The organism is Inquilinus sp. OTU3971 (assembly GCF_038440215.1).
The window spans coordinates 1-25350 of record NZ_JASATH010000044.1; the positions used below are offsets into that span (position 1 = coordinate 1).

The following is a 25350-nucleotide window of genomic DNA, read 5'->3' on the forward strand; positions in this document are numbered from 1 at the left end:
GATGATCAGCGCTGCGGCTCACCGGCGGCGCTGATCAGACGGCCGAGCGCCCGGAACAGCAGCTCGATCTCCTCGAACCGGCCGGAATCCTGGGTCATCGGCGGGCAGGACAGGAGGGTGACGCGCAGCACCCGGACGACGTCCTCCACATCGGTGCCCGGCCGCAGCTGGCCCGCCTTCACCGCCTCCCCGACCGCGTGACGAAGGCAGAGGTCGTAGGTCCGGTTGACGCGCTCGAGCGCAGCCACCGCCTCGTCGCCGAGCGTCGGCAGGTCGTGGCGCAGCCGCGACAGCGGGCTCCAGACATTGCGGTCGCGGTCGCCCCGGTTGAAGCGGTCGTAGTAGCGGCGCAGATCATCCAGCTGCATCGCCAGCCGCTCGGCGAAGGGGGCGCTGCCGGCCCGCCAGTAGCGTTCGATGCGGGATTCGGCGTTCGAGGCGATATCCTCGATCAGCTCCCGCATCAGCTGCTGCTTGCTGCCGAAGTGATGGTGGATGTTGGCGCGGGTGGTCCCGATCGCGGCGGCGATGTCGCCGAAGCTGAAGCCCTCATGCCCGCGCAGGACATAGAGCTCCGCGGCGACCGCTTTGATCCGGTCGCGCGTGCCGCCGGCGATATCGGCGCTGTCCTGACGTGCCATGTGGTGCGCGCCCTGTTCGACTGCTCCGAGGGCGTTGTGGGGCAAACGGCACGGCTTTGTACAGCCGGCGTCGCGTGACGCTGCCGGTGGTCAGCCCGGGCTATGCCCGGCCAGGCGCGGCAGCAGGCGGGCCCAGCCGACCAGACCGTCGCGAAACCGTTCCAGCCGGAAGAACTCGTTCGGCGAATGGTAGTCCTCGTCAGCGGTCGAGAAGCTGAAGAACACCGTCTCGATCCCCAGCACGCGGCGGAACACCGCGCCGATCGGGATGGTCGCGCCCATCGCCACCCGCAGCGGCGGCTGGCCGAACAGCTCGCCCAGCACCGACTCGGTCAACGCCAGGACCGGATGGTCGGCCGGGATGGCGAAGGCCGGCGAGCCCGGGCCGTGGCGGCGGATCTCCAGGCGACAGCCGGCCGGGGCGTGCCGGCGCAGATGCGCGTCGATCGCGGCGAAGACCCGCTCCGGGTCCTGGCCGGCGACCAGGCGGCAGGAGATCTTGGCACCGGCCTTGGCCGGGATCACCGTCTTGGTGCCGGGCCCGCCATAGCCGCCGGTGATGCCGTTCAGCTCCAGCGTCGGCTTCAGCCATTGCCGGACCAGCAGCTCCTCGGCCGAGGGCATCGGCTGCGGCGGCGCCGCGCCGATCGCCGCGAAATAGCCCTGCGGGTCGAAGCCGGAGGCCTGGATCGCCTCGATCAGCTTCGGGTTCGGCGGGGTGATGCCGTCGTGGAAGCCTTGGACCGCGACCTCGCCGGCCTCGTCATGCAGCGACGCCAGCAGCCGGGCTAGGGCTGGCAGCGGGTTGGGCGCGCTGCCGCCGTGCCGGCCGGAATGCAGGTCCTTGCCGGCGCCGTGCAGCTCCAGCTCCAGCGCCAGCATGCCGCGGCTGGCGACGGTGACGGTCGGCAGGTCGGGCCGCCACATCGCCCCATCGGCCGACAGCACCACATCGGCGGCCAGCCGCTTCGCCTCGGCCTCGACCAGCGCCTCGAGATGGGCGCTGCCACATTCCTCCTCGCCCTCATAGATGAACTTCAGGTTCACCGGCAGCCGGCCGTCGCGCTCCAGGAAGGCCTCGGCCACCAGGATCGGGATCAGCGACGGCCCCTTGTCGTCCGAGGCACCGCGGGCGTAGAGGCGGCCGTCGCGGATCTCCGGCACGAAGGGCGGCGAGGTCCACAGCTCCACCGGGTCGGGCGGTTGCACGTCGTAGTGGCCGTAGACCAGCACGGTCGGCGCACCCGGGGCGTGGCACCATTCCGCCACGACCGCGGGATGGCCCTCGGTCGGCAGGATCTCGACGCGCTCCAGCCCGGCCCGTTCCATGCGGTCGGCGACGAAGCGGGCCGCCCGCTCGACCTCCGGCTGGTAGGCGGGATCGGTGCTGACGCTCGGGATCGAGCAGTATTGCTTCAGCTCCTCGACAGACCGCTCGAACCGGTCCAGCAGCAGGGTTTCGATCGCGTTCATTTGCCCCCGTCCACGCTCAGCACCTGGCCGCTGATCCAGCCGGCCGAATCGGAGGCGAAGAACAGCACGGCATTGGCGATGTCGTCGACCGTGCCGAGCCGGCGCAGCGCGATCGAGCCCATCAGCCGGGCCTGGCCCGCCTCACCCATCGCCTCCCATTGCCGCTCGGTCGTCGGGTTGGAGCGGACGAAGCCGGGCGCGACATTGTTCACGGTGATGCCCCAGGGCCCCAACTCATGCGCCAGCTGCCGGGTCAGGCCGATCTGCCCGGCCTTGGCGCTGGCATAGGCCTGGATCCCGGTCAGGCTGATGCCCAGCCCGGCGCCGCTGGAGATGTTGACGATGCGGCCGCCGCCCTTGCGTTTCATGCCGGGCGCCACCGCCTGGGCGCACCAGAACGCGCCGGACAGGTTGACGTCGAAGATCGCCTGCCAGGCATCCGGCCCGATCTCCTCGATCGGCCGGCCGACCTGGCCGAGCACGCCGCCGGCATTGTTGACCAGCACGTCCACGGCGCCTGAAGCCGCCTCGGCCTCGGCCACCAGAGCCTGCACCGCGCCGCGGTCGGTGACGTCGACGGCGCGCACCGACCCTTGCGGTCCGATCAGCCGCCCGGTCTCGGCCAGCTCCTCCGCCAGCACGTCGCAGGCCCAGACCCGGGCGCCGCGCCCGGCGAAGGCGGCGGCGATGGCCCGGCCGAAGCCATGGGCGGCGCCGGTCACGATCACGGTCCGGCCGGTGAAGTCCTGGGTCACGAGAAGCCCTCCTGTAGGTTGGGTTCGCCGGGGAGAACCCAACAGAACCGCTCCGGTCGCACCATGTTGGGTTCGCGGCCGCGAACCCAACCTACGGGATCAGGCCGTCACGGCCTCCAGCTCGTCCAGCAGGGCCAGCGCCATCTCGCACCGCCCGGCCTCGATGTCGTGCACCAGCGCGATCAGCCGCGCCGTGATCGGGGTCGGCACGCCGTGCTGCGCCCCGATCTCGACGATCGGGCCGAGCTGGGCGTCGACCTCGGTCGGCCGGCGGCGCACCGCCAGGTCGCGCCAGATGCCGGAATGGCTTTTCGCGGATTTGCGGTTGTGCGCCACCATGTCGTCGAAGGATCGGGTGGTCGCCTCCGCCGGCGCGCCGGGACGGAAGGCCGTGGGGTCGAAGCCGTCGAACGCCTCGGGCCGGATCCCCTCCGCCGCGGCGACGGCGCCGACCTCCAGCCCCAGCCGGGTCAGCACCGGCCGGTATCGCGGCGCCGCCAGGACGTCGGCTATCGAGTCCGGCGTCACCGCCGTGGCGAACAAGAGCGCGCCGTAGATCAGCTTGCCCCAGAGATAGCCCCAGATGTTGTCGGTCAGCACCGCTTGCGGCTCGAACCGGCGCAGCAGGCTGTGCAGCTGCTCGATCCGCGGCGTGCGCTGGCCGTCCAGCTCGCCGGCCACGACCGCGCCGCGGCCGCCGTAGAGGATCACGCCGGGCTCGAGGTAGTCGGCGCCGAAATTGACGAAGCAGCCGAGGGTGCGGGCCTTGTCGACCTTTGCGGCGATCACCCGCTCGTTCAGCCCGTTCTGCAGCGAGGCGACATAGCCGCAGCGGGCCAGATGCGGCGCCGCGGCCTCGATCGCGGCGGCGGTGTGATGCGCCTTGACGCAGAGGAAGATGCGGTCGAATTCGCCCGTCACCGCGTCCGGCGTGACCGCGCGGGCCGGCACCGTGTATTCGGTGATGGGGCCGGTGATGCGCAGGCCGCGCTCGTTGATCGCCGCCACATGCTCCGCAACCTGGTCGACGAACAGCACGTCGACCCCGGCGCGCAGCAGGGCGGCGCCCACCGTGCCGCCGATGGCGCCGGCGCCCCAGACCAGGATCGGCGGGGTCTCTCTCATGCCCAGGGCCCTTCGATCAGGGCCTGGGTCTCGGCCACCGCCACGTCCCAGATCGCCTGCATCTCCTCGTCCGGGCGCTGGTAGTAGCCGCCGAAATTGCCGTCGCCGAGATAGCGCCGCACCGCCTCAGGGTCCATCACCCGCATCCGGGCGAAATCGATCATCGGCTTGCGCTGGGTCGGCAGCTCGACCCCGGCCAGCCGGGTCCAGGGGAAGTTCTCCATCCAGGAGGCGTGCGAGGCTTGGGCGTCGATCGCCTGCACCTTGGCCCAGGTCTCCGGCGCGTTCCACCAGTTGTGGAACTTCACCGCGGCGCCCGGATGGCTGGTCATCCATTCGGTCGCCACCGACTGGGCCGGCTGGTTGCCGCCATGGCCGTTGACGATCAGGATGCGGCGGAAGCCGGCGCGGTGCAGGCTGTCCAGGATGTCCTGCACCAGCCGGGCATAGGTCTCGACCCGCAGGCTGACCGTGCCGGGATAGGCCAGGAAATAGGGGGTGATGCCGTAGGCGACGACCGGGAACACCGGCACGCCCAGCGGCTCCGCCGCCTCGACCCCGACCCGCTCGCTGAGAATGCTGTCGACCGACAGGCTCAAGCCCGCATGCTGCTCGGTGCTGCCCAGCGGCAGCACGGCGCGGTCGTCACGCTGGAGCCAGGCCTCGACCTGGCTCCAGTTCATCTCGCTGATCTTCATGGCACGGCCTCCTGCGGTTCGGCGATGCCCTCGGCCTCGGGCGAGAGCAATGGGACGATCTGCTGGTCGACATCCACCGGGTCCGGGCTGTGCCGGTACTCGATCGCCCTGACCCCGGGGCGCAGCCGGGGCAGCACGCTCTCGGCACCGGTCGACAGCACCATGACGTCGGACTGGTCGATCACGGCGTCGAGCGCCGGCGTGCCCAGCGCGGCACCGGCGACCTGGCGGACATGCGGGGCGAAGCGCTGCACCCCGGATTTCATGATCGGCAGGAAATCGGCGAAGCGCGAGGCGATGCCCAGGCGGGCCAGCGGGTCCAGCCCGGCCAGGGCCCGCCGCGTCTCCTCCGACGGGATGAAGCGGATCGCCATCACCCGGCTGTCCGGCAGCAGCGCCGCGGCCTCGCGCTGGCGGTTGGGGAAGGTCACCACCAGCTCGGCCTCCGCCGCCCGGAGGCGCGCCGATTCGTCGCCACGCAGCTCGTCCATGGTCAGCGGCTGCACTGTTGTGCCGGGCGGCAGCCGGGATTGGATCGCAGCGGCATAGGCGCGGGTGGCGTCGCGGAACAGGCCGAGCATGACGACGCTGCGCGCCCGCCGCCGCGGGCGGCGTTGCGACAGGCGGGCCTGGACCATGCCGGTCAGGTCGGCCGGGGTCAGCCCGATCGCCACGGCGTCGTCGATCAGGTGGTCGAGCCGGCGCTGGATCTCGGCGATCTCGGTGCGGGGCCGCCGCCGCGGCTCGCCGCTTTCGGCGACGAAGCTGCCGCGGCCGCGGCGGGTCTCGATCAGCCCGGCCTCGCGCAGGCCGCGATAGACCAGGGCCACCGTCATCGGCGCCACCGCCAGCGAATCCGCCAGCTCGCGCACCGAGGGCAGCCGCTCGCCCGGGCTCAGCTCGCCGCAGGCGATGCCGTATTCGATCAGGCCCTTGACCTGGAGCCCGAGGGGCACCGGCAGCTCGCGGTCGATCTGCAGCTTCATAGAGCGGAATTCTCCTGTATCAGTCCACTAGCACACTCATTCGCGCGACGGCAACGCAGTTTCCGAATTGCGTCCAAGATGTTGCATTTGTTTCCGTATCAGGTGCATCCGACGTTGATTGACTCTCTCGCTGCCCTGGCGTTAGCGTACTAATACGCCAGAACACATGGCGACCCGGGAGGGCTTCAAACAACAGTGGAGGTCGCGATGAGGATGCTGCTGAAGGCAGCCGTGGCGGCGGTTTTGCTGGCAGGGACGAGCGCGGGGGCGCTGGCGGTCGAGCGCGGCGGCGAGATGCGGTACGGGCGCTACGCCGACAGCCTGTTCCTGGACCCGGTGCTGAACGACGCCAATGTCGACATCTGGATCCTGACCAATCTCTACGACACGCTGCTGCAGCCCTCGGCTGACGGGATGTCGGTGGAGCCCGGCCTGGCCACCGCCTGGAAGGTCTCCGACGACGGCCTGTCGGTCACCCTGACCCTGCGCGAGGGCGCCAAGTTCTCGGACGGCAAGCCGATCACGGCCGAGGACGTGAAATGGTCGCTGGACCGGGCGCGCAACCCGAAGAACGGCATCTGGAACAGCCTGATCGCCTCGATCGGCGAGGTCACGGTGCAGGACCCGACGACCGTGGTGCTGAAGCTGCAGCATCCGGACCCGACGATCATCGCCGCGCTGTCGACCTTCAACACCGCGATCCTGCCGAAGGCCGCCTTCGAGGCGACACCGGGCGCCACCGACGACGAGAAGGCGCATGCCTTCGCCGAGCACCCGGTCGGGTCCGGCCCCTTCATGTTCGACAAGTGGGAGCGCGGGTCGTCGATGCGGCTGGTGCGCAACCCCTACTATTGGAAGCCGGGCGAGGACGGTAAGCCCCTGCCCTATCTCGACGCGATCGATTTCGAGATCATCCCGGACGACGCCACCCGCATCCTGAAGCTGCAGTCGGGCGAGCTGGACGGCGCCGAGTTCATCCCCTATGCGCGGGTCGCCGAGTTGAAGGGCGATGCCGACCTGCAGATGCAGCTCTACCCGTCGACCCGGGTGCAGTACATCACCATGAATGTCCGGCCCAAGCTGACCGACGGCAGCGACAACCCGCTGGCCAATGAGAAGGTGCGGCAGGCGCTGAACTACGCCATCGACAAGGACGCGATCATCCAGATCGTCACCCACGGCGTCGGCACGCCGCAGACCTCCTTCATGTCGTCGACCACGCTGTACCATTCCGGCGACACGCCGCTGTACCCCTATGACGCCGCCAAGGCGAAGCAGCTGCTGCAGGAGGCCGGCTACGGCGACGGCTTCACCACCAAGGTCATGGCGATAGCGGGCAACCAGGACGAGCTCGGCATCGGCGCCGCGGTGCAGCAGATGTGGGCGGCGATCGGGGTGAAGCTGGAGATCGAGCAGCTCGACAACGCCACCCGGACTGACCGCTACCGCAAGGGCGACTTCTCGATGCGGATGTCGGCCTGGACCAACGACATCAACGACCCCAGCCAGATCACCTCCTACTTCGCCTATTCGCCGGTAATCGACGCCCTGCATTCGGGCTGGAAGAACCAGGAGGTGGACACGCTGTTCGAGGCCTCGCAGAAGGAGAGCGACGCCAAGAAGCGGGCCGAGGAATACGCGCAGATCCAGAAGATCTACGCCGAGTCCGGCCCGATCCTGTACCTGTATGAGACGCCCTATCCGGTGGCGCTGCGCAAGAACGTGCAGGGCTTCGTTCAGATCCCGCTCGGCAACAACATCTTCGCCGGGGCGTATCTGACGAAGTGATGCATCGCGGTCGAGATCAAACGAGCCGAGCCAGCCCTTCAAACCTCCCCCTCCCCTTGCGGGAGGGGGTTGGGGGAGGGGTTTGGCGCCGCCAGAACCAATGCGGGACGATCGCGTCGGCGTGGCCGCACGCCTTGATCACTCCGCGACCGCTCTCTTCGATCGACACCCCCTCCCCCTACCCCCTCCCGCGGGGGGAGGGGGAGAGTGGAAGGCAGGGGCCGGTCAGGCCGATGGAGTTCCGCCGAGACGGGAGACACCCCTCGTGCCGAACCTGAACCATGTGGCCAAGCGGCTGATCCAGCTGGTCCCGACCCTGTTCTTCGTGCTGGTGGTGATCTTCGTTCTGGTCCGGCTGCTGCCGGGCGACCCGACCAGCGCCATGCTGGGCGACCGCGCCACCGATGCCGACGTGGCGCGGCTGAACGCCCAGCTCGGCCTCGACCGGTCGATCCCGGCGCAGTTCCTGCTGTTCCTGCAGCGGATCGTCCAGGGCGATCTCGGCACATCGATCCACCTCAAGGTGCCGGTGATGCGCCTGATCCTGGAGCGGATGCCGGTGACCCTGGCGCTGACCGGCTTCGCCGCGCTGCTGGCCCTGCTGATGGCGGTGCCGCTGGCCTTCGTCGCCGCGATGCGGCGCGGGCGGGCGGCCGACACCGCCATCCGCGGCGCCTTCCAGATCGGGCTGTCGATGCCGATCTTCTATCTCGGCCTGGTGCTGCTGACCGTGTTCGCCGCCGGGCTGCGCTGGTTCCCGGTCGGCGGCTACGGCGACGACTGGGGCGACCGGATCTGGCACCTGTTCCTGCCGGCCCTGACCCTGGCGCTGAGCCTGTCCGCCGTGCTGATGCGCAACCTGCGGGCCTCGATCATCGAGGTGCTGGGCGCGGAATATGTCGACTTCGCCCGCTCCAAGGGCCTGGCGCCGAGGCTGGTGCTGGGCCGGCACGTGCTGCGCAACGCCCTGATCTCGACCGTCACCCTGTTCGGCCTGTCGGTCGGCACGCTGATCGGCGGCGCCGTGATCACTGAGACGGTGTTCGCCATCCCCGGCGCCGGCCGGCTGATGATCGACAGCATCTATGGCCGCGACTACCCGGTGGTGCAGGGGCTGACCCTGGCGATGGCGGTGCTGGTGTCGCTGGTGTTCCTGGCGACCGACCTGGTGCAGGCCGCGCTCGACCCGCGGGTGAAGGCGTGACCGCGATCGGCCTGGCCCCGGCCCACGCCCGGCGGCGCCCCTCCGCCGCCCTGGTCGCCGGCCTCGTCATCCTCGGCGTCAGCCTGGTCCTGGCGATCGCGCCCGGGCTGGTGGCGCCCTACGACCCGGCCGCCTTCGACTACCGCGCCCTGCTGCAGCCACCGAGCTGGGCCCATCCCTTCGGCACCGACAATTTCGGCCGCGACATCCTGAGCCGGGTGATCTGGGCCTATCGCCTGGACATGCAGATCGCGCTGTTCACCACCCTGTTCCCGGTGGTGTTCGGCACCGCGGTCGGGGCGCTGGTCGGCTATTACGGCGGGATCTGGGAGCCGATCTTCGGCCGCATCGTCGACGTGGTCATCACCTTCCCCTTCCTGGTGCTGGTGATCGCCATCGTCGCCGTGCTGGGGCCGGGGCTGTTCAACATGTACATCGCGGTCGGCGCCGTCGGCTGGGTGTTCTATGCCCGGCTGATCGCCGCCGAGATCAAGGTGCAGAACCGGCTGGACTATGCCGCCGCCGGGCGGGTGATGGGTTATGGCGACGCCCGCATCATCCTGCGCCACCTGCTGCCCAACACCCTCTCGCCGGTGCTGGTGTACTGGATGACCGACATGGCGCTGTCGATCCTGCTGGGCGCCAGCCTGGGCTATCTCGGCCTCGGCGCCCAGCCGCCGGCCGCCGAATGGGGCCTGCTGATCGCCGACGGCAAGAACTTCATGTCCCAGGCCTGGTGGATCACCATCTTCCCCGGCATCGCCATCGTCGTCACCGGCTTCGGCTTCAGCCTGCTGGGCGACGGCGTCGCCGACCTGCTGCGGCCCGATTCATGAGCGAGACGGTGCTGTCGATCCGCGGCCTGACCGCGACGTTTCCGGCTGGCGGGGGTGAGGCCGCGGCGGTGGCCGGCGTCGACCTGGACCTGCGCGCCGGCGAGGTGCTGGGGCTGGTCGGCGAATCCGGCTCGGGCAAGAGCGTCACCCTGCGCGCCGTGCTGGGCCTGGTGCGGCCGCCCGGCCGGGTCGGCGGCCGGGTGCTGTGGCAGGGCCGCGACCTGATGGCGCTGCCGGAGGCGGCGCTGCGCCGGGTGCGCGGCGGCGAGATCGCCATGATCTTCCAGGAGCCGATGACGGCGCTGAACCCGGTGCTGCCGATCGGGCTGCAGATCGACGAGAGCCTGCGCACGCACACCGATCTCGGCCGCCGGGCGCGGCGCGACCGGGCGCGCGAGCTCTTGGATCTGGTCGGCATCCCGGCCGCCGCCCGGCGGCTCGACGACTATCCGCACCAGTTCTCCGGCGGCATGCGCCAGCGGGCGATGATCGCCATCGCGCTGGCCTCGGAGCCGAAGCTGCTGCTGGCGGACGAGCCGACCACGGCGCTGGACGTCACCATCCAGGACCAGATCCTGACCCTGCTGCTGCAGCTGCGCGACCGGCTGGGGATGAGCGTGATCCTGGTGACCCACGATCTCGGCGTGGTGGCGCAGAGCTGCGACCGCATGGCGGTGATGTATGCCGGCCGGGTGGTGGAGACCGGGCCGGTCGCCGCCGTGTTCGAGCGGCCGCACCACGCCTACACGCTCGGCCTGCTCGGCTCGGTGCCGCGCGGCGGCGGGCCGCGGCTGCCGCTGCGGTCGATCGAGGGCGCGCCACCGCCCTTGACCGAGCGGCCGCCCGGCTGTGCCTTCGCCCCGCGCTGTGCCTTCGCCACGCCGCGCTGCCGGGCCGAGCGGCCGATGCTGGAGCCGGTGGGGCCGGACGCCGCGGTCGCCTGCTTCGAGAGCGCGCGCGTCGCCGCGGCGCCCCTCTTCTTCGACCAGGGCGCCGCATGAGCGCGCCGATCCTGGAGATCGCCGGGCTGACCAAGCGCTTCCGGCTGGAGCGCACGGTGGCCGACGCGCTGCGTCGGCGTCCCCACCCGGCGGTGCATGCCCTGAACGGCATCGACCTGTCGGTCAAGCGCGGCGAGACGCTGGGCATCGTCGGCGAATCCGGCAGCGGCAAATCCACCCTGGCCCGCTGCATCGTCCGGCTGATCGAACCGGACGAGGGCGCGCTGCGCTATGACGGCGTCGACATCCGGGCCCTGGAGGGGGCCGAGCGGCGCGCCTTCAACCGCCGGGTGCAGATGGTGTTCCAGGATCCGCGCGGCTCGCTGAACCCGCGCATGACGGTGCGCCAGACCCTGGCCGAGGCGCTGTCGGTGCACCGCATGCGCCCGAAGGCCCAGATCCCGGCCCGAATCGCCGAGCTCTTGGACCTGGTGCGGCTGCCGCGCGAGGCCGCCGACCGTTACCCGCATGAATTCTCCGGCGGCCAGCGCCAGCGCATCGGCATCGCCCGGGCACTGTCGGTGGAGCCGGAATGCCTGATCGCCGACGAGCTGGTCTCCGCCCTCGACGTCTCGGTCCAGGCCCAGGTGGTGAACCTGCTCTTGGAGCTGCAGCAGCGCCTGGGCCTGACCGTGCTGTTCGTGGCGCACGATCTGCGCCTGGTCCGCCACCTGTCGCACCGGGTGGCGGTGATGTATCTCGGCGGCATCGTCGAGACGGGGGAGACCGAGGCGCTGTTCGCGGCGCCGCAGCACCCCTACACCCAGGCCCTGCTGGCCGCGGCGCCCGATCTCGACCCCGCCCGGCGCCATCGCGTGCCGGCGGCGCGCGGCGAGCTGCCCAGCCCGGTCGACCTGCCCTCCGGCTGCCCGTTCCACCCGCGCTGCCCGCACGCCTTCGACCGTTGCCGGGTGGAGGCGCCGCTGCCGCGCCCGACCGACACCGGCACCGCCGCCTGCCATTTGCTGGACCGGGCGCCCGCCGCCGCGCCGCTGCCGCACAAGGAAGCCGCCCATGGGCTATGACCGCTTCGCCGAGGAATCCGGCCGGCTGAACGACGTGCTGAACGCCGTCAACCTGCTGGTCTGGGATGCCCGCACCCAGATGCCGGCCGGCGGCACTGCGGCGCGCGGCCGGCAGATCGCCACGCTGACGGCGCTGGCCCGGCAGATCGCGACCGGCCCGGCGATGCGCGACGCCCTGGCCGCGGCCCGCGACGCGGTGGCGGACGAGCCCGAGGGCAGCCGGCGCCGCCGCGCCGTGGCCGCGATGCAGGAGGGCATCGCCGCGCTGGACCGCATTCCCGAGCCGCTGCTGCACGAGGCGGCGCTGCTGAAGACCGAGGCGCAGGCCGCCTGGGCCGCGGCGCGAGCGCGCTCCGACTTCCCGGCCTTCCGGCCGTATCTCGAGCGCAGCTTCGCGCTGCAGCGCCGGATCGCCGATGCGCTGGGCTGGTCCGACCATCCCTATGACGCGCTGGTGGCGCAGTACGAGCCGGGCATGACCCTGGCCCGGTTGCGGCCGCTCTTCGCCACGCTGCGGGACCGCCTGCTGCCGCTGATGCAGCGGGTGCTGGACCGGCCGCCGCCGCGGCGCGACTTCCTGGACCGCGACTATCCGGTGGACCGGCAGAAGGCCTTCGCCCGGACGCTGACCGAGCGGGTCGGCTTCGACTACGGCCATGGCCGGCTGGACGAGACGGTGCATCCGTTCGAGATCTCCTTCACCCGCGACGATGTCCGCATCACCGCGCGCTACCGGCCGAACTCCCTGCCGGCCGGGCTGTTCGCGGCGCTGCACGAGGCCGGGCACGGGATGTACGAACAGGGCATCGACCCGGAGATCGGCCGGTCGGCGCTGGCGACCGACATCGTCAACCTCTACGCCGTCGGCGGCGCCAGCTTCGGCCTGCATGAATCCCAGTCGCGGCTGTGGGAGAACCGGGTCGGCCGGTCGCGCCGCTTCTGGGAGCTGAATTTCGGCCTGCTGCGCGATGCCTTCCCGGAGCAGCTCGCCGATGTCTCGGCCGCGGAGTTCTGGCAGGCGGTCAACCTGATCCGGCCCGGGCTGATCCGGGTCGAGGCGGACGAGCTGACCTACGACCTGCACATCATGCTGCGGGTCGAGCTGGAGGCCGCGGTGATCGCCGGCGACCTCGCCGTCGCCGACCTGCCCGCCGCCTGGGCCGAGCGGATGCGGGCCGATCTCGGCCTGGAGGTGCCGGACGACGCCCGCGGCGTGCTGCAGGACGTGCATTGGTCGACCGGCTATGTCGGGTCGTTCCCGACCTACACGCTGGGCAACGTCATGGCGTCGCAGTTGTTCGCGGCGGCGGAGCGGGACCCGGCGGTGGCGGCCGGGCTGGAGGCCGGCGACTATGCGCCGCTGCGGCTCTGGCTGAACCGCGCGGTGCACCGCCACGGCCGGTCGCGCACGCCGGAGGAGATCCTGCAGGCGGCCACCGGGCGCGGCCTCGACCCCACCCCCTACCTGGCCTATCTCGAGGCCAAGTACCCGATCGCCGGCGCGGGCTGATACGAAGAGAGCCCGGCCCGAAGCGTGGTGGGGGAAGCTCCGGACCGGGCCGGGCGCCGTGATCGACGAGGCACCTGGAGATCAGCTTGAACCGAAGGGCGCGGCCCATCCAGGGTTGCCGGCCCCCCTATTTGAACGCCGCCGACGGAACTGCTGTCCGCCCGCTGCCGTTCCGTTTCCGAGGCAGCGAGGAGGACAGCATGACGACGCCCCGCAAGCCCATCGACGAGCAGCCGCCGCGGGACCGGAAGGCGGCCAGCCGGAAGGTCGACGAGGCCTCGAACCAGAGCATGGATGCGAGCGACCCGCCATCCTTCAACCCGGGCACCGCCGGTGCCGGGGAGGATCGCCGCTCGGCCCCGGCGAAGCCCAAGCAGCGGCGCTGAGTCGCCTTGCCGATCCGTAAGTGGACAGGCGAGGCCGACCGTGGCCGGATCACGGTCGCGCCGCCCGTCAGCAGCCGGCGCCGTGCCCGGCCCGGCCTCCCCCCAAGGACATGACCCGGGCCGGGCGCTCCGTCTTCCTCATCAGCGCCCCGACCGCAGCCGCCAGCTTCGCAGCTCGAACGGCTCGAAGTCGTGCGCCCGGTCTCGCTCCGCGGGCTCCTCCAGCAGCGACACCGCCTCACCCAGGCGCCAACCCTCCGGCACGGTGATCGACAGCGGACCACGGGCGCCGGCCGGCTCGTAGAGGCGCAGCACCAGCCCGTCGCCCTCCTCCGCCGGCTTCAGCGCGGCGAGCCCGGCCCTGACGCCGGAAACCATCAGCGGCGTGTGCAGCCCGGCGGCGAGGTTGCGCGCCGGCAGCGCCAGCAGCTTCTGGTTCAGGTCCTCCGCCGCCTCGCGCACCCCGCCCTCATGCCAGTCGCCCGCATGCGGCAGGATCGCATAGGTGAACTCCTGCACGCCTTCGTCGGCCAGCGGGTCGGGATAGATCGGCGCCCGCAGCAGGCTGAGGCCGAGCACATTGCCGAGGGCACTGTGGCCGTACTTACCGTCATTCAGCAGGGCGACGCCGAAGCCCGGCTCCGACAGGTCGGCGAAGCGGTGGCCCGGCACCTCGAACTTGGCCTGGTCCCAGGAGGTGTTGCGGTGGGTCGGCCGCCGCACCACGCCGAAGGCGCATTCGAAGCTCGCCGTCTCGGCCCGCACCGCCACCGGCACCAGGGCGCGCAGCAGCACCCGCCGGTCGTGCCAGTCGAGCCGGGTGTGGATGTCGAGCTGCGGTGAATTGGCCCACAGCGTCAGGGTCTGGGTGATGGTCGAGTCGCGGAACCGGCGGACCAGCCGCAGCGCCGCCCGGTCCGGCCCGTCCTCGACCAGCTCCGACGACTCCAGCCCGGTCAGCTCGAAGCCTTGGCGGTCGTAGTCGGCCTCGATGTCCCAGGCGTCCCAGCTGCGCGGCTTGTCGGCCGGGGTGAGCCACAGCTGGTTGCCGCGCCCGGTCAGCGCATCGCGGCCGGTCGGCTTGTGCAGCAGGCGCGTGATGGTGCCGTCGGCGCCGATCTCCGCCCGCAAAAAACGGTTCTCGAGATGGCTGCCCGTGGCCGACCACCCCGCCGAGAGCCCGGGTGCCGGCTGCAGCGCCGCCCGGTCGAGCACGACGATGCCGAGCGGCGGGACCGTGAGATCAGGCGCGACGGCCTCTCCTTCCAGCTCCAGCCGCAGCGGGCGCGGCGACAGGTCGGGGTTCACCACCACCAGCGCGTCGGCGGTGCCGCCCGCCGGCAGGGCGGCGGCGATCGCCGCCATCGCCTCGGCCTGGCGGTCGAGCCCGGCGTCGCGCGCCGCCGCCAGCTCGCGCTCCGCATCCTCATAGACCTCGCGGATGCTGGAGCCGGGTAGGATGTCGTGGAACTGGTTCTTCAGCAGGCCGCGCCAGGCGGGCTCCAGGCTGCCGAAGGCGGGGCCGCCGAGCAGCGTCGCCAGGCTGCCGGCGACCTCGGCCGTGATCAGCGCCCGCTCGGCCTGCCGGTTCAGGCGCTTGGTGCGGCCCTGGCTGGTCAGGGTGCCGCGGTGCAGCTCGAGATAGATCTCGCCGAGCCAGACCGGCAGCTCTGCCGCGCGCTCGCGGATGCGACCGAAGAACTCCTCGACCCGGGCCGGGTGCAGCTCCGGCAGCGCCGGGAAATCCGTCAACTGGGCCTGGCGCTCCAGCATCTCCGGCGTCACCCCGCCGCCGCCGTCGCCGAAGCCGACCGCGAGCAGGCTTTCGTCATGCGCCGTCTTGCCCCGGAAGTTGCGCCAGGTCGGCAGCACGCAATCGGCCCGGATGGTGCCGTTGTAGCCCTGGATCGGGTTGTCGAAGGTGTGGGCCAGGACCCGGCTGCCGTCGAGGCCTTCCCAGTGGAACAGGTCATAGGGGAAGCGGTTGGTCTCCGACCAGTTCACCTTGATGGTGAAGAAGCTGTCCATGCCGCCCTGGCGCAGGATCTGCGGCAAGGCGGGCGAGAAGCCGAAGCAGTCGGGCAGCCAGCAGACGGTATGCCGGCGGCCGAAGACGCGCTCGAAATAGCGCTGGCCGTACAGCGCCTGGCGCACCAGGCTCTCGCCGGTCGGCATGTTGGTGTCGGGCTCGACCCACAGCCCGCCGATCGTCTCCCAGCGCCCCTCCGCCGCCCGCTCGCGGATCTGGGCAAAGAGGTCCGGGTCGTCCGCCTCGACCTGGGCGTAATAGGCCGCGGTCGACTGGTTGAAGACGAAGTCCGGGAACCGCTCCATCAGCCGCAGCGCGGTGTGGAAGGTGCGCCGGGCCTTGCGCCTTGTCTCGGCATAGGGCCACAGCCAGGCCAGGTCGATATGGGCGTGGCCGGTGATCGCCAGGCGACCCTGTGGCGGGAAGCGCTGCTTCAGCCCCCGCAGCGCCACCACCAGCCCGTCATGCGCCGCGACGGCCGAGGCCCGCTCCGCCTCGCCCAGCGCCGGCGGCCGGGGGTCGAGCGGCGGTAGGCGCCAGATCGCCTGCTGCTGCGGCAGCGGCGCGGTGCGGGCGAGATAGGCGCCGGTCGCCGACGGCCAGTCGAGCGACCGCATGGCCGCCTCGGCCGCCGCCAGCAGATGCGGCACCGCCTCGTGCTCCGCCAGCGCCGTCGCCGTCTCCCACACCTGGCGCAGCAGCAGCGCCAGGCGGTGCACCGCCGGGTCGATCCAGACCAGCCGGGCCTCGGCCAGGCGGGGGTGATGCACCGGCTGGCCGAAGGGCAGGCGCGGCACGCTTTCGGTCTCGATCCGGATCCGGCGGGCGCGCAGCGGGAATTCGCGGTGATTGACGTCGAGGCCGAAGCGGGTCGTTCCGGTGCCGTCCTCATGCAGCGTCAGCAGGCTTTCGCCGCCGACATCGAGATGAAGCCTGGTCTCGTCCAGCGGCCAGGCGGCCGGAACCTCGGCCTCGGCGGTGAAGGCGAGTACGCCTTCCCGGTGCGGCCAGGGATCGCCGAGCGACAATGGACGGCCGTCGCAACGCCATTCCCCGATCGGCTCGTTCGCCCGCTCCCGCCAGCACAGGATCTCGGCGATGCGGGCGTCCAGGCGATGCAGGCGCTGGGCGATGGACAGGCTCATTCCGATCTCTCCGATGGGCAAGGACGGGACGGCGATGCCGCCTGCGGGATCTGGGGAGACGTGATTCGCCTCCTAGTTACCGCATTCCGCCGCCGGAGGCACGGGGCCGCGATAAAATCGGCCGCGTGCGAAGCCTCACCGCAGGGTTTCGGGTCGCTTGGATTTTACAGATTTTAATCCTCATCTTGTCGATTGTTTTGCAATGCAAAAAAGGTTTCCTGTTTCCATGAGAGTGATGATAGCTTATCCGAACTTGGTTTCGGGTTCATGCACAGGCGGTCGTCGTAACACCGTCGCGCCGCCGGAGAGGATCCCACGATCCGGACACCGGCGGGCCAGGGGGAGCGCAACGTCCCGGAAGGTTTCGGTTCGGACGATGTGCCCCCTGATGACCGCGCCGCCGGGTTCCGGCGGCCGGACGACAGCTTGGATGAGGAGCAGGCGTTATGGCCCAGGACCAGATCCTGTTCGACGCGACCCGGCTGGTGCGCCGATCCGGCAGCGCCACGCCGACCGGCGTCGACCGGGTGGAGCTGACCTATGGCCGGCATATGCTGGATCGCTATCCGGGCGACGTCCAGTTCATCGCTCGCTGGCGCTCGCGCTACTGGCAGCTCTCGACCCCCGCCTTCGCCCAGTTCATCGCCAGCCGGCTCGAGCGCTGGAGCTTCGGCGCCCACCGCATCCGCGGCAGCGAGGCGGACCGGATCGCGCGCTTCATCGGCGTGCCGGCGGAGCAGTTCAGCCACGGCCACGCAGCGGCCCTGCCGGCCCCGGCGCCGCGGCCGTCGGCGCCCCTGCTGCAATTCGGCATGGACGCCCTGCTCGGCGCCCGCGGGCTGCTGTCGCGCATGATCAGCATCAGCGCCCGGCGGCAGCAGGCGATCTACGTCAACGTCTCGCATGAGGGGCTGCACCAGCCGGCAACGCTGCAGCGCCTGGTGGCGCGCCGCAAGCTGGCGCCGATCTACCTGGTGCACGACCTGATCCCGATCGACCATCCGGAATATGTCCGCCCCGGCTATGCCGCGCGGCACGTCGCCCGGATCGAGGCGATCTCGACCACCGCCGCCGCCACCATCGTCAACTCGCAGCAGACCAAGCGCGACCTGCTGAAGCATGTCGAGCGCCACCATGGCGGCATGGACGATGTCTTCGTCGCGCCGCTCGGGGTCGACCGCCGCTTCGCGCCGCAGAAGCTCAACGACCTGGAGAGCGAGCCCTATTTCCTGATCATCGGCACCATCGAGCCGCGCAAGAACCACCTGTTCATGCTGCAGGTCTGGCGCGCTCTGGTGCAGAAGCTGGGCAAGGACGCGCCGAAGCTGGTGATCGTCGGCCGCCGCGGCTGGGAGAACGAGAACGTCATCGACATGATCGAGCGCTGCGAGCAGATCTCGGACCATGTCATCGAATGCGGCCGCGTGCCCGACGCGGTGCTGCACCGCCTGATGATCGGCGCCCGGGCCGTGCTGTTCCCGTCCTTCGCCGAGGGCTACGGTCTGCCGCTGGTCGAAGGCCTGTCCTGCTCGATGCCGGTGATCTGCTCCGACCTGCCGGTGTTCCACGAGCTGGGCAGCGGCATCCCGGAATATCTCGACCCGCTGGACGGCCCCGGCTGGATGGACATGATCATGGAATACGCCAGGCCGAACTCGCCGCGCCGCCAGGCGCAGATGGCGCGGCTGGCGCGTTTCAAGGCGCCGACCTGGGACCGGCACTTCAACATCTTCGACGACGTCGTCGAAGATGTGCGCCGGAAATACAGCATCTGCTGAGGTTCTGAGGCGGGATCACATCCCCCGGAACAGGGCCGCGACGATCGCCTCCGGCGCGTCCTCCTGCATGAGATGGCCGGACTCCGGCACGCGGGTCAGCGCGCCGCCGGTCAGCTTCGCCGCCAGGCGCTCGCCCTGGGCGATCGGGATCCAGCGGTCCTCTTCGCCCCACAGGATCTCGACCGGCCACTCCATCGGGCCGTAGGACGGCTCGATCTCCTCGAGGTAGCGGTCGTGCATCTGCGCGATCTGCCGGTAGAAGGCGGGGCGCCCCACCTCGCCCTGCCAGGGCCGCATGTGGATCGCCATCGCCTCCTCGGTCAGCGGATTGCGCGCCGCGCCCTGGATATAGACCCGCAGCAGGGCGTCATGGGCGTAGTCCGGCAGCCCGGCGAAGGCCTGCTCATGCGCGGCGACATGGTGGAAGAAGGGGGAGCCGGATGGCGGCAGCGCCACCGGATCGACCAGGGTCAGTCGCCGGTAGCGGCAGCCTTCGAGATAATGGGCCCGCAGCGCGGTCATGCCGCCGAAATCATGGGCCAGCACCTCCGGCTGCTCCAGCCCCCATTCGCGCAGCAGGGTGGCGAACAGCAGGGTCTGCACGGCCGGGGACACGTCCTGCCCGTCGCGCTGCTCCGATTGCCCGTAGCCCAGCAGGTCGAAGAGGTAGACCCGCCGCCGGGTCGCGGCCAGCGGCGCGATCCGGCGCCAGACCTGGGACGAGAACGGCGTGCCGTGCAGCAGCACGAGCGGCGGCCCGTCGCCGAACGTGCCCCAGGCCACGCCCTGGCCGCGGAAGGCGAAGCGCCGATCGAGGGTCAGCATGGACCATCTCCAGGAAGCCGCTGCTCCTGCCAGGACGGTCGGTGCCGGCAATAAGTTCCCGACGCCGATGTGCTGACCGCAGGATCAGGCGTCGCGATCGCCACCGGCCAGCCAGGAGCGGATGAAGCGGTTGATCCGCTCCGGCCGCCACTGGACCGGAGCGATGCCCTCGCCGCCTGGCCGAGCCGCGGCGCGGCCGCAATCCAGGATCATGAAATCGGTGCGCCGCTCGCGCTCCGGATCGACCTCGGCCAGCACCGGCGCGTGGTCGCCGTAGAAGGCCAGCAGCACCCGCTCCGCCGCCACGTCGAAATGCGCCGCCAGCCGGGCCAGCATCGCATCGGCGTGGCCGATATGGTGCAGGTACTGCGGCAAGGGCTCGTCCAGGCCCGGCACCCGGCCCGGGCGGAAGGGGTCGTGCGCCTCCATGGTGACGCAGACCAGGAACAGCCTGACCCCGTCGTCCCCCGCCCGCCGCAGCTCGTCCTCGATCACCCCGGCCACCGCGGCGTCGGAGATGTAGTAGCCGCTGCGCTCGGCATCCGGCAGGTCGCGCCGGCCGATGAAGCGCTCGAAGCCCAGCGCTGGAATGGCCTCGTTGCGGCGGAAGAAGCGCTCGTCATAGGGATGCAGGAACACGGAGCGCCAGCCCTGGTCGCGCAGCGCCGCCGCCAGCGAAGCCGGGGCGAAGCGCCGCGGCCGCAGATAGGGGTGAAGCCCGTCGAAGGACTGCTCCGCCGCGCCGAGCCCGGTGATCGCCGCGATCTCCGGCCGCAGCGTGTAGGCGCCGAAGCACGGCACCTCGAGCAGGCCGTGCGCCACGGCGCGGGGCCGGAGCCGGTCGAACTCCGGCAGCTCCGTCGCGATGCCGATGCGGCGCAGATCCATGAAGGATTCGGACTGCACCACGACCACGGCGTCGACATCCGCGCCGGGTGCGGGCGGCGGCATTTCAGGCAGGGGCCGCCGGCCCTCGCTCCGCCAGCGCAGCCAGGCGGTCGGCAGCGACAGCGCCAGGCCGAAGCGCCGGACCGTGTCGCGCGGGTCGCAGGGATCGGCGAAGGTCAGGGCCCGCGGCCAGGGGACGGCGAAGGCCGCGAGGCCGAGCAGCGCCGCCTCGGCCGCCAGCAGCGCCAGCTGTACCGGGACGGGAATGCTGCGAGGCTCGATCCCGACCCAGACCGCGATCACCGCGACCAGCAGCGCGGCGCCGCCGACCAGGGCCAGGCCCTCGCGCCGCTCGATGTAGAACAGGCTCGGGTGGCGCAGCATCGGCAGGATGAAGGCGAAGTCCGAGAACACCAGCGGCTCGTAGAGGCTGCGCCGCTTGGCGTTCGAGATCGCCACCAGGACGGCGAGGGTGACCAGGCTGGCGACCAGCGCGAACCAGAAGCGGCCGAACAGGCCGAGCCAGGCGCCGAGCAGCAGCAGGAAGACGACCGCCCGGCCGGGGATGGCGGCGCGGCTGCCGCCGAACATCCCCCGCCGCGGCCGGGCCAGGGCGTCCACCGCCTCCCAGGCGACGGCGCCGCCGGCCAGGCCGATCAGCTCAGGCACGACCGGCATGACGCCGCCTCCCCCCGCGGCGACGATCAGCCGCCCGACACCACCGTGGTCGCCGGGGTGCCGACCGAGATCGCGCCGCGCACCACCGACAGGAACTTCAGGAACTCGACCGACGATGCGGTACCGACATAGATCATGTCGCGGGGGCGCACCGGGAACTGCTGGGCGTAGAAGAAGCCGCGCGGATCCTCGAAGCTGAGGCGATAGACCACCGGCACCGGCTGCCGCGAGGCGAGCAGCGGCGAGGTCGGCCGCATCGACTGGAACACCGGCCGCGATTCGAAGCGGAAGATGAAGACGGCGCTGGCATCGGCGGCGTTCGGCGCCAGCCCGCCGGACCGGCCCACCGCCTGGGCCAAGGTGAACGGATCCTGGTCGATCGGCAGCTCGCCGGAGCTGCTGACCGCGCCCAGCGCTGTGTACGTCTGCGGCCGGCGGGTGATGTAGATGGTGTCGTCGGGCTGGATGTAGATGTTCTCGGTCGGGTTCTGCAGGATGGTGGGAAGGCCGACCGTTTCCGACGCCCCGGCCCGGGTCAGGGTGATGAAGGTCTCGGCCGGCTGCGACCGGATGCCGCCGCCCTGGGCGACGACGTCGAGCAGCCTTTCGCCCCGGATGTTGAGCGGCACCCGCGCCGCGCCGGTCTGGTCGCCCAGCACCGAGGCCGAGGCGGAGCTCGATTCCGGCACCGTGACGATCACCTGCGGCTGGCTGGCCTGGCTGGTCAGCGCCTTCTCGATCGCATCGGCGACCTGGGTCGGAGTGCGGCCGATGGCACGGATCGGCGTCGCCGCATAGGGCACCGAGATGTTGCCGCGCTGGTCGACGACCTGGGGCGGCAAGGTGACGCTGTGCGCTCCGTCGGCGCCGGTCGGGGCCACGGCGCCGCCGCCGGCGGCGAACAGACCGGTGCCCGCCTCCCAGATCGACACCGAGACGGTGTCGCCGATGCCGATCTGCTGCGACGGCGCCGGCGCATTGTCGCCGAAGCGCTGCATCAGGCTGGGCCGCGGCGCCCGGCTGAACGCCGCGATCGTGGTCTCATTGAGATCGACGATGGCGTAGCGGGTGTCGACCTCCTTGGCCACCTCCGCAGCCGACGCCTTCTCGCCCGACGCCAGAATCTGGCCCGCCAGGGGACCGTTGCTCGGCAGCTCGCCACAGGCGGGGAGCGCGAGAACGGCAGGAACGAGCCAAGCCAGTCGCCAGGTCATGGATCCGTCGTCTCTCAGCTGTGCGCCGTGGCGCGAATGCTTGGGTGCATATCAGATTTCAAACGCGAAAGCCAATGCTGCGTGCGCTCGCATTTTCACATTTGAGTCTCGAAACCAAGGCACGGCGCGGCATCCAGGATTGCGAACCTCAAATTTCGGTTTTCATAGACGTCTTTAGGTTTTATATCTATAGGGGCACGCCAAATCTCTGATGGCGGTGCGGTCGTAGCTGTGTTGCGATACAGCGCACCGCCATCGGGGTGTCGGAGCCTTCGCTTCGAGTCGCAGGACAGCAGGACCACGCCGTGACGTCTCAGACCATCATGATCGACGGCTACAATCTCGGCCTCGAAACCGGCACCGGGGTGGCCACCTATGCCCGCAACCTGAGCTACGAGCTGCACAATCTCGGCTACCGCACCGAGGTGCTGTATGGCGGCAAGGCGGCGCCGAGCACTCAGCAGCTGTTGCGCGAGATCGCCTTCTTCGACCCCACCAATGTCGGCGAGCCGTCGCGCTGGCTGGAGTTCCTGCGCTACGTCAACGAGCTGATCCATTCGCCGGCGGGGGTGCGGGCCAAGCCGGTGCCGATCACCGGCAAGGTGATCGCCAGGACCTACCGGTCGCGGATGCCGTATTACGACCAGATCAGCTCGGTGCCGGACCTGTGGAACCGCGCCTACCGGCACTTCGCCATCTACCGCAACCGGATGACGGTGACGCTGCGCGACACGCCGCAGTTGATGCACTGGACCTATCCGCTGCCGCTGCGCATGGCCGGCGCCCGCAACATCTACACCATCCACGACCTGGTGCCGCTGCGGCTGCCCTACACCACGCTCGACAACAAGCGCCGCTACCACCGGCTGGTGCGGATGCTGCTGCGCAAGGCCGACCACATCGTCACGGTGTCGGAGACCTCGAAGCGCGACATCGTCGACCTGTTCGGCTTTCCCGAGGAGCGCATCACCAACACCTACCAGGCGGTCGACATCCCGGCGAAATACGCCGAGAAGCCGGAGGAGGCGGTCAAGCGCGAGGTCGAGGGCACCTTCAACCTGACCCACAAGGGCTACCTGCTCTATTTCGGCGCGATCGAGCCGAAGAAGAACATCGGCCGGCTGATCGAGGGCTACCTGGCCAGCCAGATCAAGACGCCGCTGGTGATCATCGGCAAGATGGCCTGGAAGACCGACCAGGAGCTGAAGCTGCTGAACGATTCGACCATCCGCTACCTGGAGCAGGTCGACACCTTGACCTTCACCCGCAACCGGGTGCTGCGCATCGACTACGCCCCCTTCCCGCTGCTGGTCAGCCTGATCCGCGGCGCCAAGGCGGTGACCTTCCCGTCGCTGTATGAAGGCTTCGGCCTGCCGGTGCTGGAGGCGATGCGCCTGGGCACGCCGGTGCTGGCCTCGACCGAAGGCGCGCTGCCGGAGGTCGCCGGCGACGCGGCGCTGCTGGTCGACCCCTACGACACCCATGCGCTGGCGGACGCGATCCGCGAGCTCGACGGCAATGCCGAGCTGCGCGGCGATCTGGCGCAGCGCGGCGCCCGGCAGGCGGCTCTCTATTCGCCGGAGCGCTACCGCGCCCGGCTGGGCGAGATGTACCGGCGGCTGCTGCCGGCCGGGTCGCGGGCGCAGGCCGCGGCGGAGGCGGCGGCCGCAACCGCGACGCCGGTTCTGGCGGATGCTGACCAAAGGTTTCGCTGAAGAATCCGGAACGCTGCGAAAAGGTTTGGCGGTTTCGCAGGTTTCCTCGATGCCTTCCGTCTGCTATGCTGCGGTGCAGCGAACGGAAGCGCAGCCGCCCCGACTCTCGTGAGAGGTATGGCTTGGGCAAGACACCGGACAATCCCTCGGAAGATCTCTCCGAAAAGCTGGACCAGCAGGCCTCGGTCCCGGACTCGCCGGACGCATCCCAGGATGCCCCGGCGTCGCGCCGGACCATCGCCGAGTTGCGCGCGGCCCGCGCCCGGATGGCGGCGCGGCGCGGCGGGGATTCGCTCGATCATGAGGTGGAAGCGCCGGCCGAGACCGAGCCCGCTCCGGCCGAGGCCAAGATCACCTCGCTGCCCAGCCGGCGGCCGCCGGCCGACGAGTTGGTGGCCGGCTTCCGCGACGTGCCGGCGGTGCGGTCCGCGCCGCCGCCGACGGCCCGGCGCACGCCCCTCGAGCGCCGCTTCGACGCCCAGCCCGAGACGCTGCGGCTGCCCAACCGGAGGGCCAGGCTTTCGGCCGGGTTCTGGCTGTCGCTGCTGCTGATGGTGGTGCTGCCGACCGCGCTGGGCGCGGCCTACTACCTCTATGTCGCCGCCGACCAGTACGTCTCCGAGTTCCGCTTCGCGGTGAAATCCTCGAACGCCTCGGCCTCGTCGGCGACCACCGATCTGGTCGGCGCCGCGCTGGGCCAGTCGGCGCGGCTGTCGGCGTTCAGCGACAACTTCATCGTCGCCGACTACATCACCAGCCGCGAGGCGGTGAACGACCTGCTGAAGACCGTCGACCTGCGCGCGATCTACAGCAACAAGGGTGCCGACTATCTGGCGCGGCTCGACCCCACCGTGCCGATCGAGAAGCTGGTCGAGTACTGGCAGAACCGGGTCGACGCCAGCTTCGACGTGTCGACCGGCATCTCGATCGTCCAGGTCCGGGCCTTCACGGCCGAGGAGTCGCTGCGCGTCGCCAAGGCGCTGATCGCCTCCAGCGAGGACCTGGTCAACCGCATCGCCGAGCGCTCCCGCGAGGATTCGGTCCGCTTCGCCGAGCGCGACGTCAAGAACGCCGAGGACCGGCTGCGCGAGGTCACCGCCAAGCTGCGCCAGTTCCGCAACGTGCAGCAGACCCCGGACCTGTCGACCAGCGCGTCCTCGACCCTGGGCCTGTCGCTGCAGCTGCGCACCAGCCTGGCGCAGATGGAGGCGCAACTCACCTCGCTGTCGACCCACATGGCGCCGGACGCGCCGACCATGAAGGTGCTGAAGAACAACATCGCCGCGACCCGGGACCAGCTGAACAAGATCGAGGGCGAGCTCGGCGCCGGCGCCGCCCCGGGCGGCGACAAGCCGTCCCAGGAGGGCTATGCCGCGACCCTGTCGGATTACGAGGACATCCGGCTCGAGCTGCAATTCGCGCAGCAGAGCTACCAGAACATGCTGACGGCGCTGGACCAGGTGCGCAGCAGCGCCATGTCCGACCGCACCTATCTGATGCCCTATGTCGAGCCGCAGCTGGCCGAGTACGCGCTGTATCCGGAGCGGGTCGAGGACGTGCTGATCGTGTTCCTGATCGCCTTCGTGGCCTGGGCCATCACCATGCTCACGGTGCACTCCGTGCGCGACCACATGATCTGAGGCGGACAGC

General features: G+C 70.6%; 20 protein-coding genes. 10 read left to right on the forward strand and 10 right to left on the reverse strand.

Annotated elements, in window-relative coordinates; genetic code table 11:
* Positions 1–5 precede the first annotated feature (5 nt).
* From AAHM41_RS13510 to AAHM41_RS13535, 6 genes are all read right to left on the reverse strand, one after another.
* Positions 6–641 carry a TetR/AcrR family transcriptional regulator gene (locus AAHM41_RS13510; protein ID WP_342237067.1) on the reverse strand — a complete coding sequence of 212 codons (636 nt, stop codon included), beginning with the start codon at positions 639–641 and terminating at the stop codon, positions 6–8.
* A 90-nt stretch (positions 642–731) separates the two neighbouring features.
* Entirely contained in the window at positions 732–2114 is a 1383-nt protein-coding gene (locus AAHM41_RS13515; protein WP_342237068.1) for a dipeptidase, read from the reverse strand.
* Entirely contained in the window at positions 2111–2869 is a 759-nt protein-coding gene (locus AAHM41_RS13520) for an SDR family NAD(P)-dependent oxidoreductase (protein ID WP_342237069.1), read from the reverse strand. Before AAHM41_RS13520 ends, AAHM41_RS13515 begins: the two co-directional genes overlap by 4 nt.
* Before the next feature lie 99 nt (positions 2870–2968).
* Positions 2969–3994: a ketopantoate reductase family protein gene (locus tag AAHM41_RS13525; RefSeq protein ID WP_342237070.1), complete on the reverse strand. Its 1026-nt coding sequence runs from the start codon at positions 3992–3994 to the stop codon at positions 2969–2971.
* Positions 3991–4692: a creatininase family protein gene (locus AAHM41_RS13530; protein WP_342237071.1), complete on the reverse strand. Its 702-nt coding sequence runs from the start codon at positions 4690–4692 to the stop codon at positions 3991–3993. The genes AAHM41_RS13525 and AAHM41_RS13530 overlap by 4 nt, the downstream gene beginning before the upstream one ends.
* The gene (locus AAHM41_RS13535) at positions 4689–5678 is read right to left on the reverse strand and encodes a GntR family transcriptional regulator (protein ID WP_342237072.1); all 990 of its coding nucleotides are present in this window, start codon (positions 5676–5678) and stop codon (positions 4689–4691) included. Before AAHM41_RS13535 ends, AAHM41_RS13530 begins: the two co-directional genes overlap by 4 nt.
* Before the next feature lie 207 nt (positions 5679–5885).
* On the opposite strand from AAHM41_RS13535, the gene AAHM41_RS13540 reads away from it, so the two are divergent.
* From AAHM41_RS13540 to AAHM41_RS13570, 7 genes are all read left to right on the forward strand, one after another.
* Entirely contained in the window at positions 5886–7466 is a 1581-nt protein-coding gene (locus AAHM41_RS13540; protein WP_342237073.1) for an ABC transporter substrate-binding protein, read from the forward strand.
* 265 nt (positions 7467–7731) lie between these two features.
* Positions 7732–8670: an ABC transporter permease gene (locus AAHM41_RS13545; protein WP_342237074.1), complete on the forward strand. Its 939-nt coding sequence runs from the start codon at positions 7732–7734 to the stop codon at positions 8668–8670.
* Entirely contained in the window at positions 8667–9506 is an 840-nt protein-coding gene (locus AAHM41_RS13550) for an ABC transporter permease (protein WP_342237075.1), read from the forward strand. The genes AAHM41_RS13545 and AAHM41_RS13550 overlap by 4 nt, the downstream gene beginning before the upstream one ends.
* Positions 9503–10507 carry an ABC transporter ATP-binding protein gene (locus tag AAHM41_RS13555; RefSeq protein WP_342237076.1) on the forward strand — a complete coding sequence of 335 codons (1005 nt, stop codon included), beginning with the start codon at positions 9503–9505 and terminating at the stop codon, positions 10505–10507. The genes AAHM41_RS13550 and AAHM41_RS13555 overlap by 4 nt, the downstream gene beginning before the upstream one ends.
* Positions 10504–11532 carry an ABC transporter ATP-binding protein gene (locus AAHM41_RS13560; protein WP_342237077.1) on the forward strand — a complete coding sequence of 343 codons (1029 nt, stop codon included), beginning with the start codon at positions 10504–10506 and terminating at the stop codon, positions 11530–11532. The genes AAHM41_RS13555 and AAHM41_RS13560 overlap by 4 nt, the downstream gene beginning before the upstream one ends.
* On the forward strand, positions 11522–13042 hold the full coding sequence (locus tag AAHM41_RS13565; RefSeq protein ID WP_342237078.1) for a carboxypeptidase M32: 1521 nt from the start codon (positions 11522–11524) through the stop codon (positions 13040–13042). The genes AAHM41_RS13560 and AAHM41_RS13565 overlap by 11 nt, the downstream gene beginning before the upstream one ends.
* A gap of 200 nt (positions 13043–13242) precedes the next feature.
* Positions 13243–13428: a hypothetical protein gene (locus AAHM41_RS13570; protein ID WP_342237079.1), complete on the forward strand. Its 186-nt coding sequence runs from the start codon at positions 13243–13245 to the stop codon at positions 13426–13428.
* A gap of 141 nt (positions 13429–13569) precedes the next feature.
* Here AAHM41_RS13570 and AAHM41_RS13575 read toward each other — a convergent pair whose 3' ends face one another.
* Positions 13570–16602, reverse strand: a complete 3033-nt coding sequence (locus tag AAHM41_RS13575; protein ID WP_342237080.1) for an alpha-mannosidase — start codon at positions 16600–16602, stop codon at positions 13570–13572.
* A 446-nt stretch (positions 16603–17048) separates the two neighbouring features.
* Here AAHM41_RS13575 and AAHM41_RS13580 point away from each other — a divergent pair, with 446 nt between their 5' ends.
* Entirely contained in the window at positions 17049–18380 is a 1332-nt protein-coding gene (locus AAHM41_RS13580) for a glycosyltransferase family 4 protein (protein WP_342237081.1), read from the forward strand.
* 15 nt (positions 18381–18395) lie between these two features.
* On the opposite strand, the gene AAHM41_RS13585 is transcribed toward AAHM41_RS13580, so the two are convergent.
* From AAHM41_RS13585 to AAHM41_RS13595, 3 genes are all read right to left on the reverse strand, one after another.
* Entirely contained in the window at positions 18396–19205 is an 810-nt protein-coding gene (locus AAHM41_RS13585) for an alpha/beta fold hydrolase (protein ID WP_342237082.1), read from the reverse strand.
* Positions 19206–19289: 84 nt separating this feature from the next.
* Positions 19290–20771 carry an LTA synthase family protein gene (locus AAHM41_RS13590; RefSeq protein WP_342237083.1) on the reverse strand — a complete coding sequence of 494 codons (1482 nt, stop codon included), beginning with the start codon at positions 20769–20771 and terminating at the stop codon, positions 19290–19292.
* 26 nt (positions 20772–20797) lie between these two features.
* Entirely contained in the window at positions 20798–21985 is a 1188-nt protein-coding gene (locus AAHM41_RS13595; protein WP_342237084.1) for a polysaccharide biosynthesis/export family protein, read from the reverse strand.
* 305 nt (positions 21986–22290) lie between these two features.
* Between AAHM41_RS13595 and AAHM41_RS13600 the strand changes: the two genes are divergently transcribed.
* A complete protein-coding gene (locus AAHM41_RS13600) occupies positions 22291–23700 on the forward strand; it encodes a glycosyltransferase family 4 protein (RefSeq protein ID WP_342237085.1) in 1410 nt (469 codons plus the stop codon).
* A 122-nt stretch (positions 23701–23822) separates the two neighbouring features.
* Complete coding sequence (locus AAHM41_RS13605) at positions 23823–25340, forward strand: hypothetical protein (protein ID WP_342237086.1); 1518 nt, start codon at positions 23823–23825, stop codon at positions 25338–25340.
* The last annotated feature ends 10 nt before the right edge of the window (positions 25341–25350 follow it).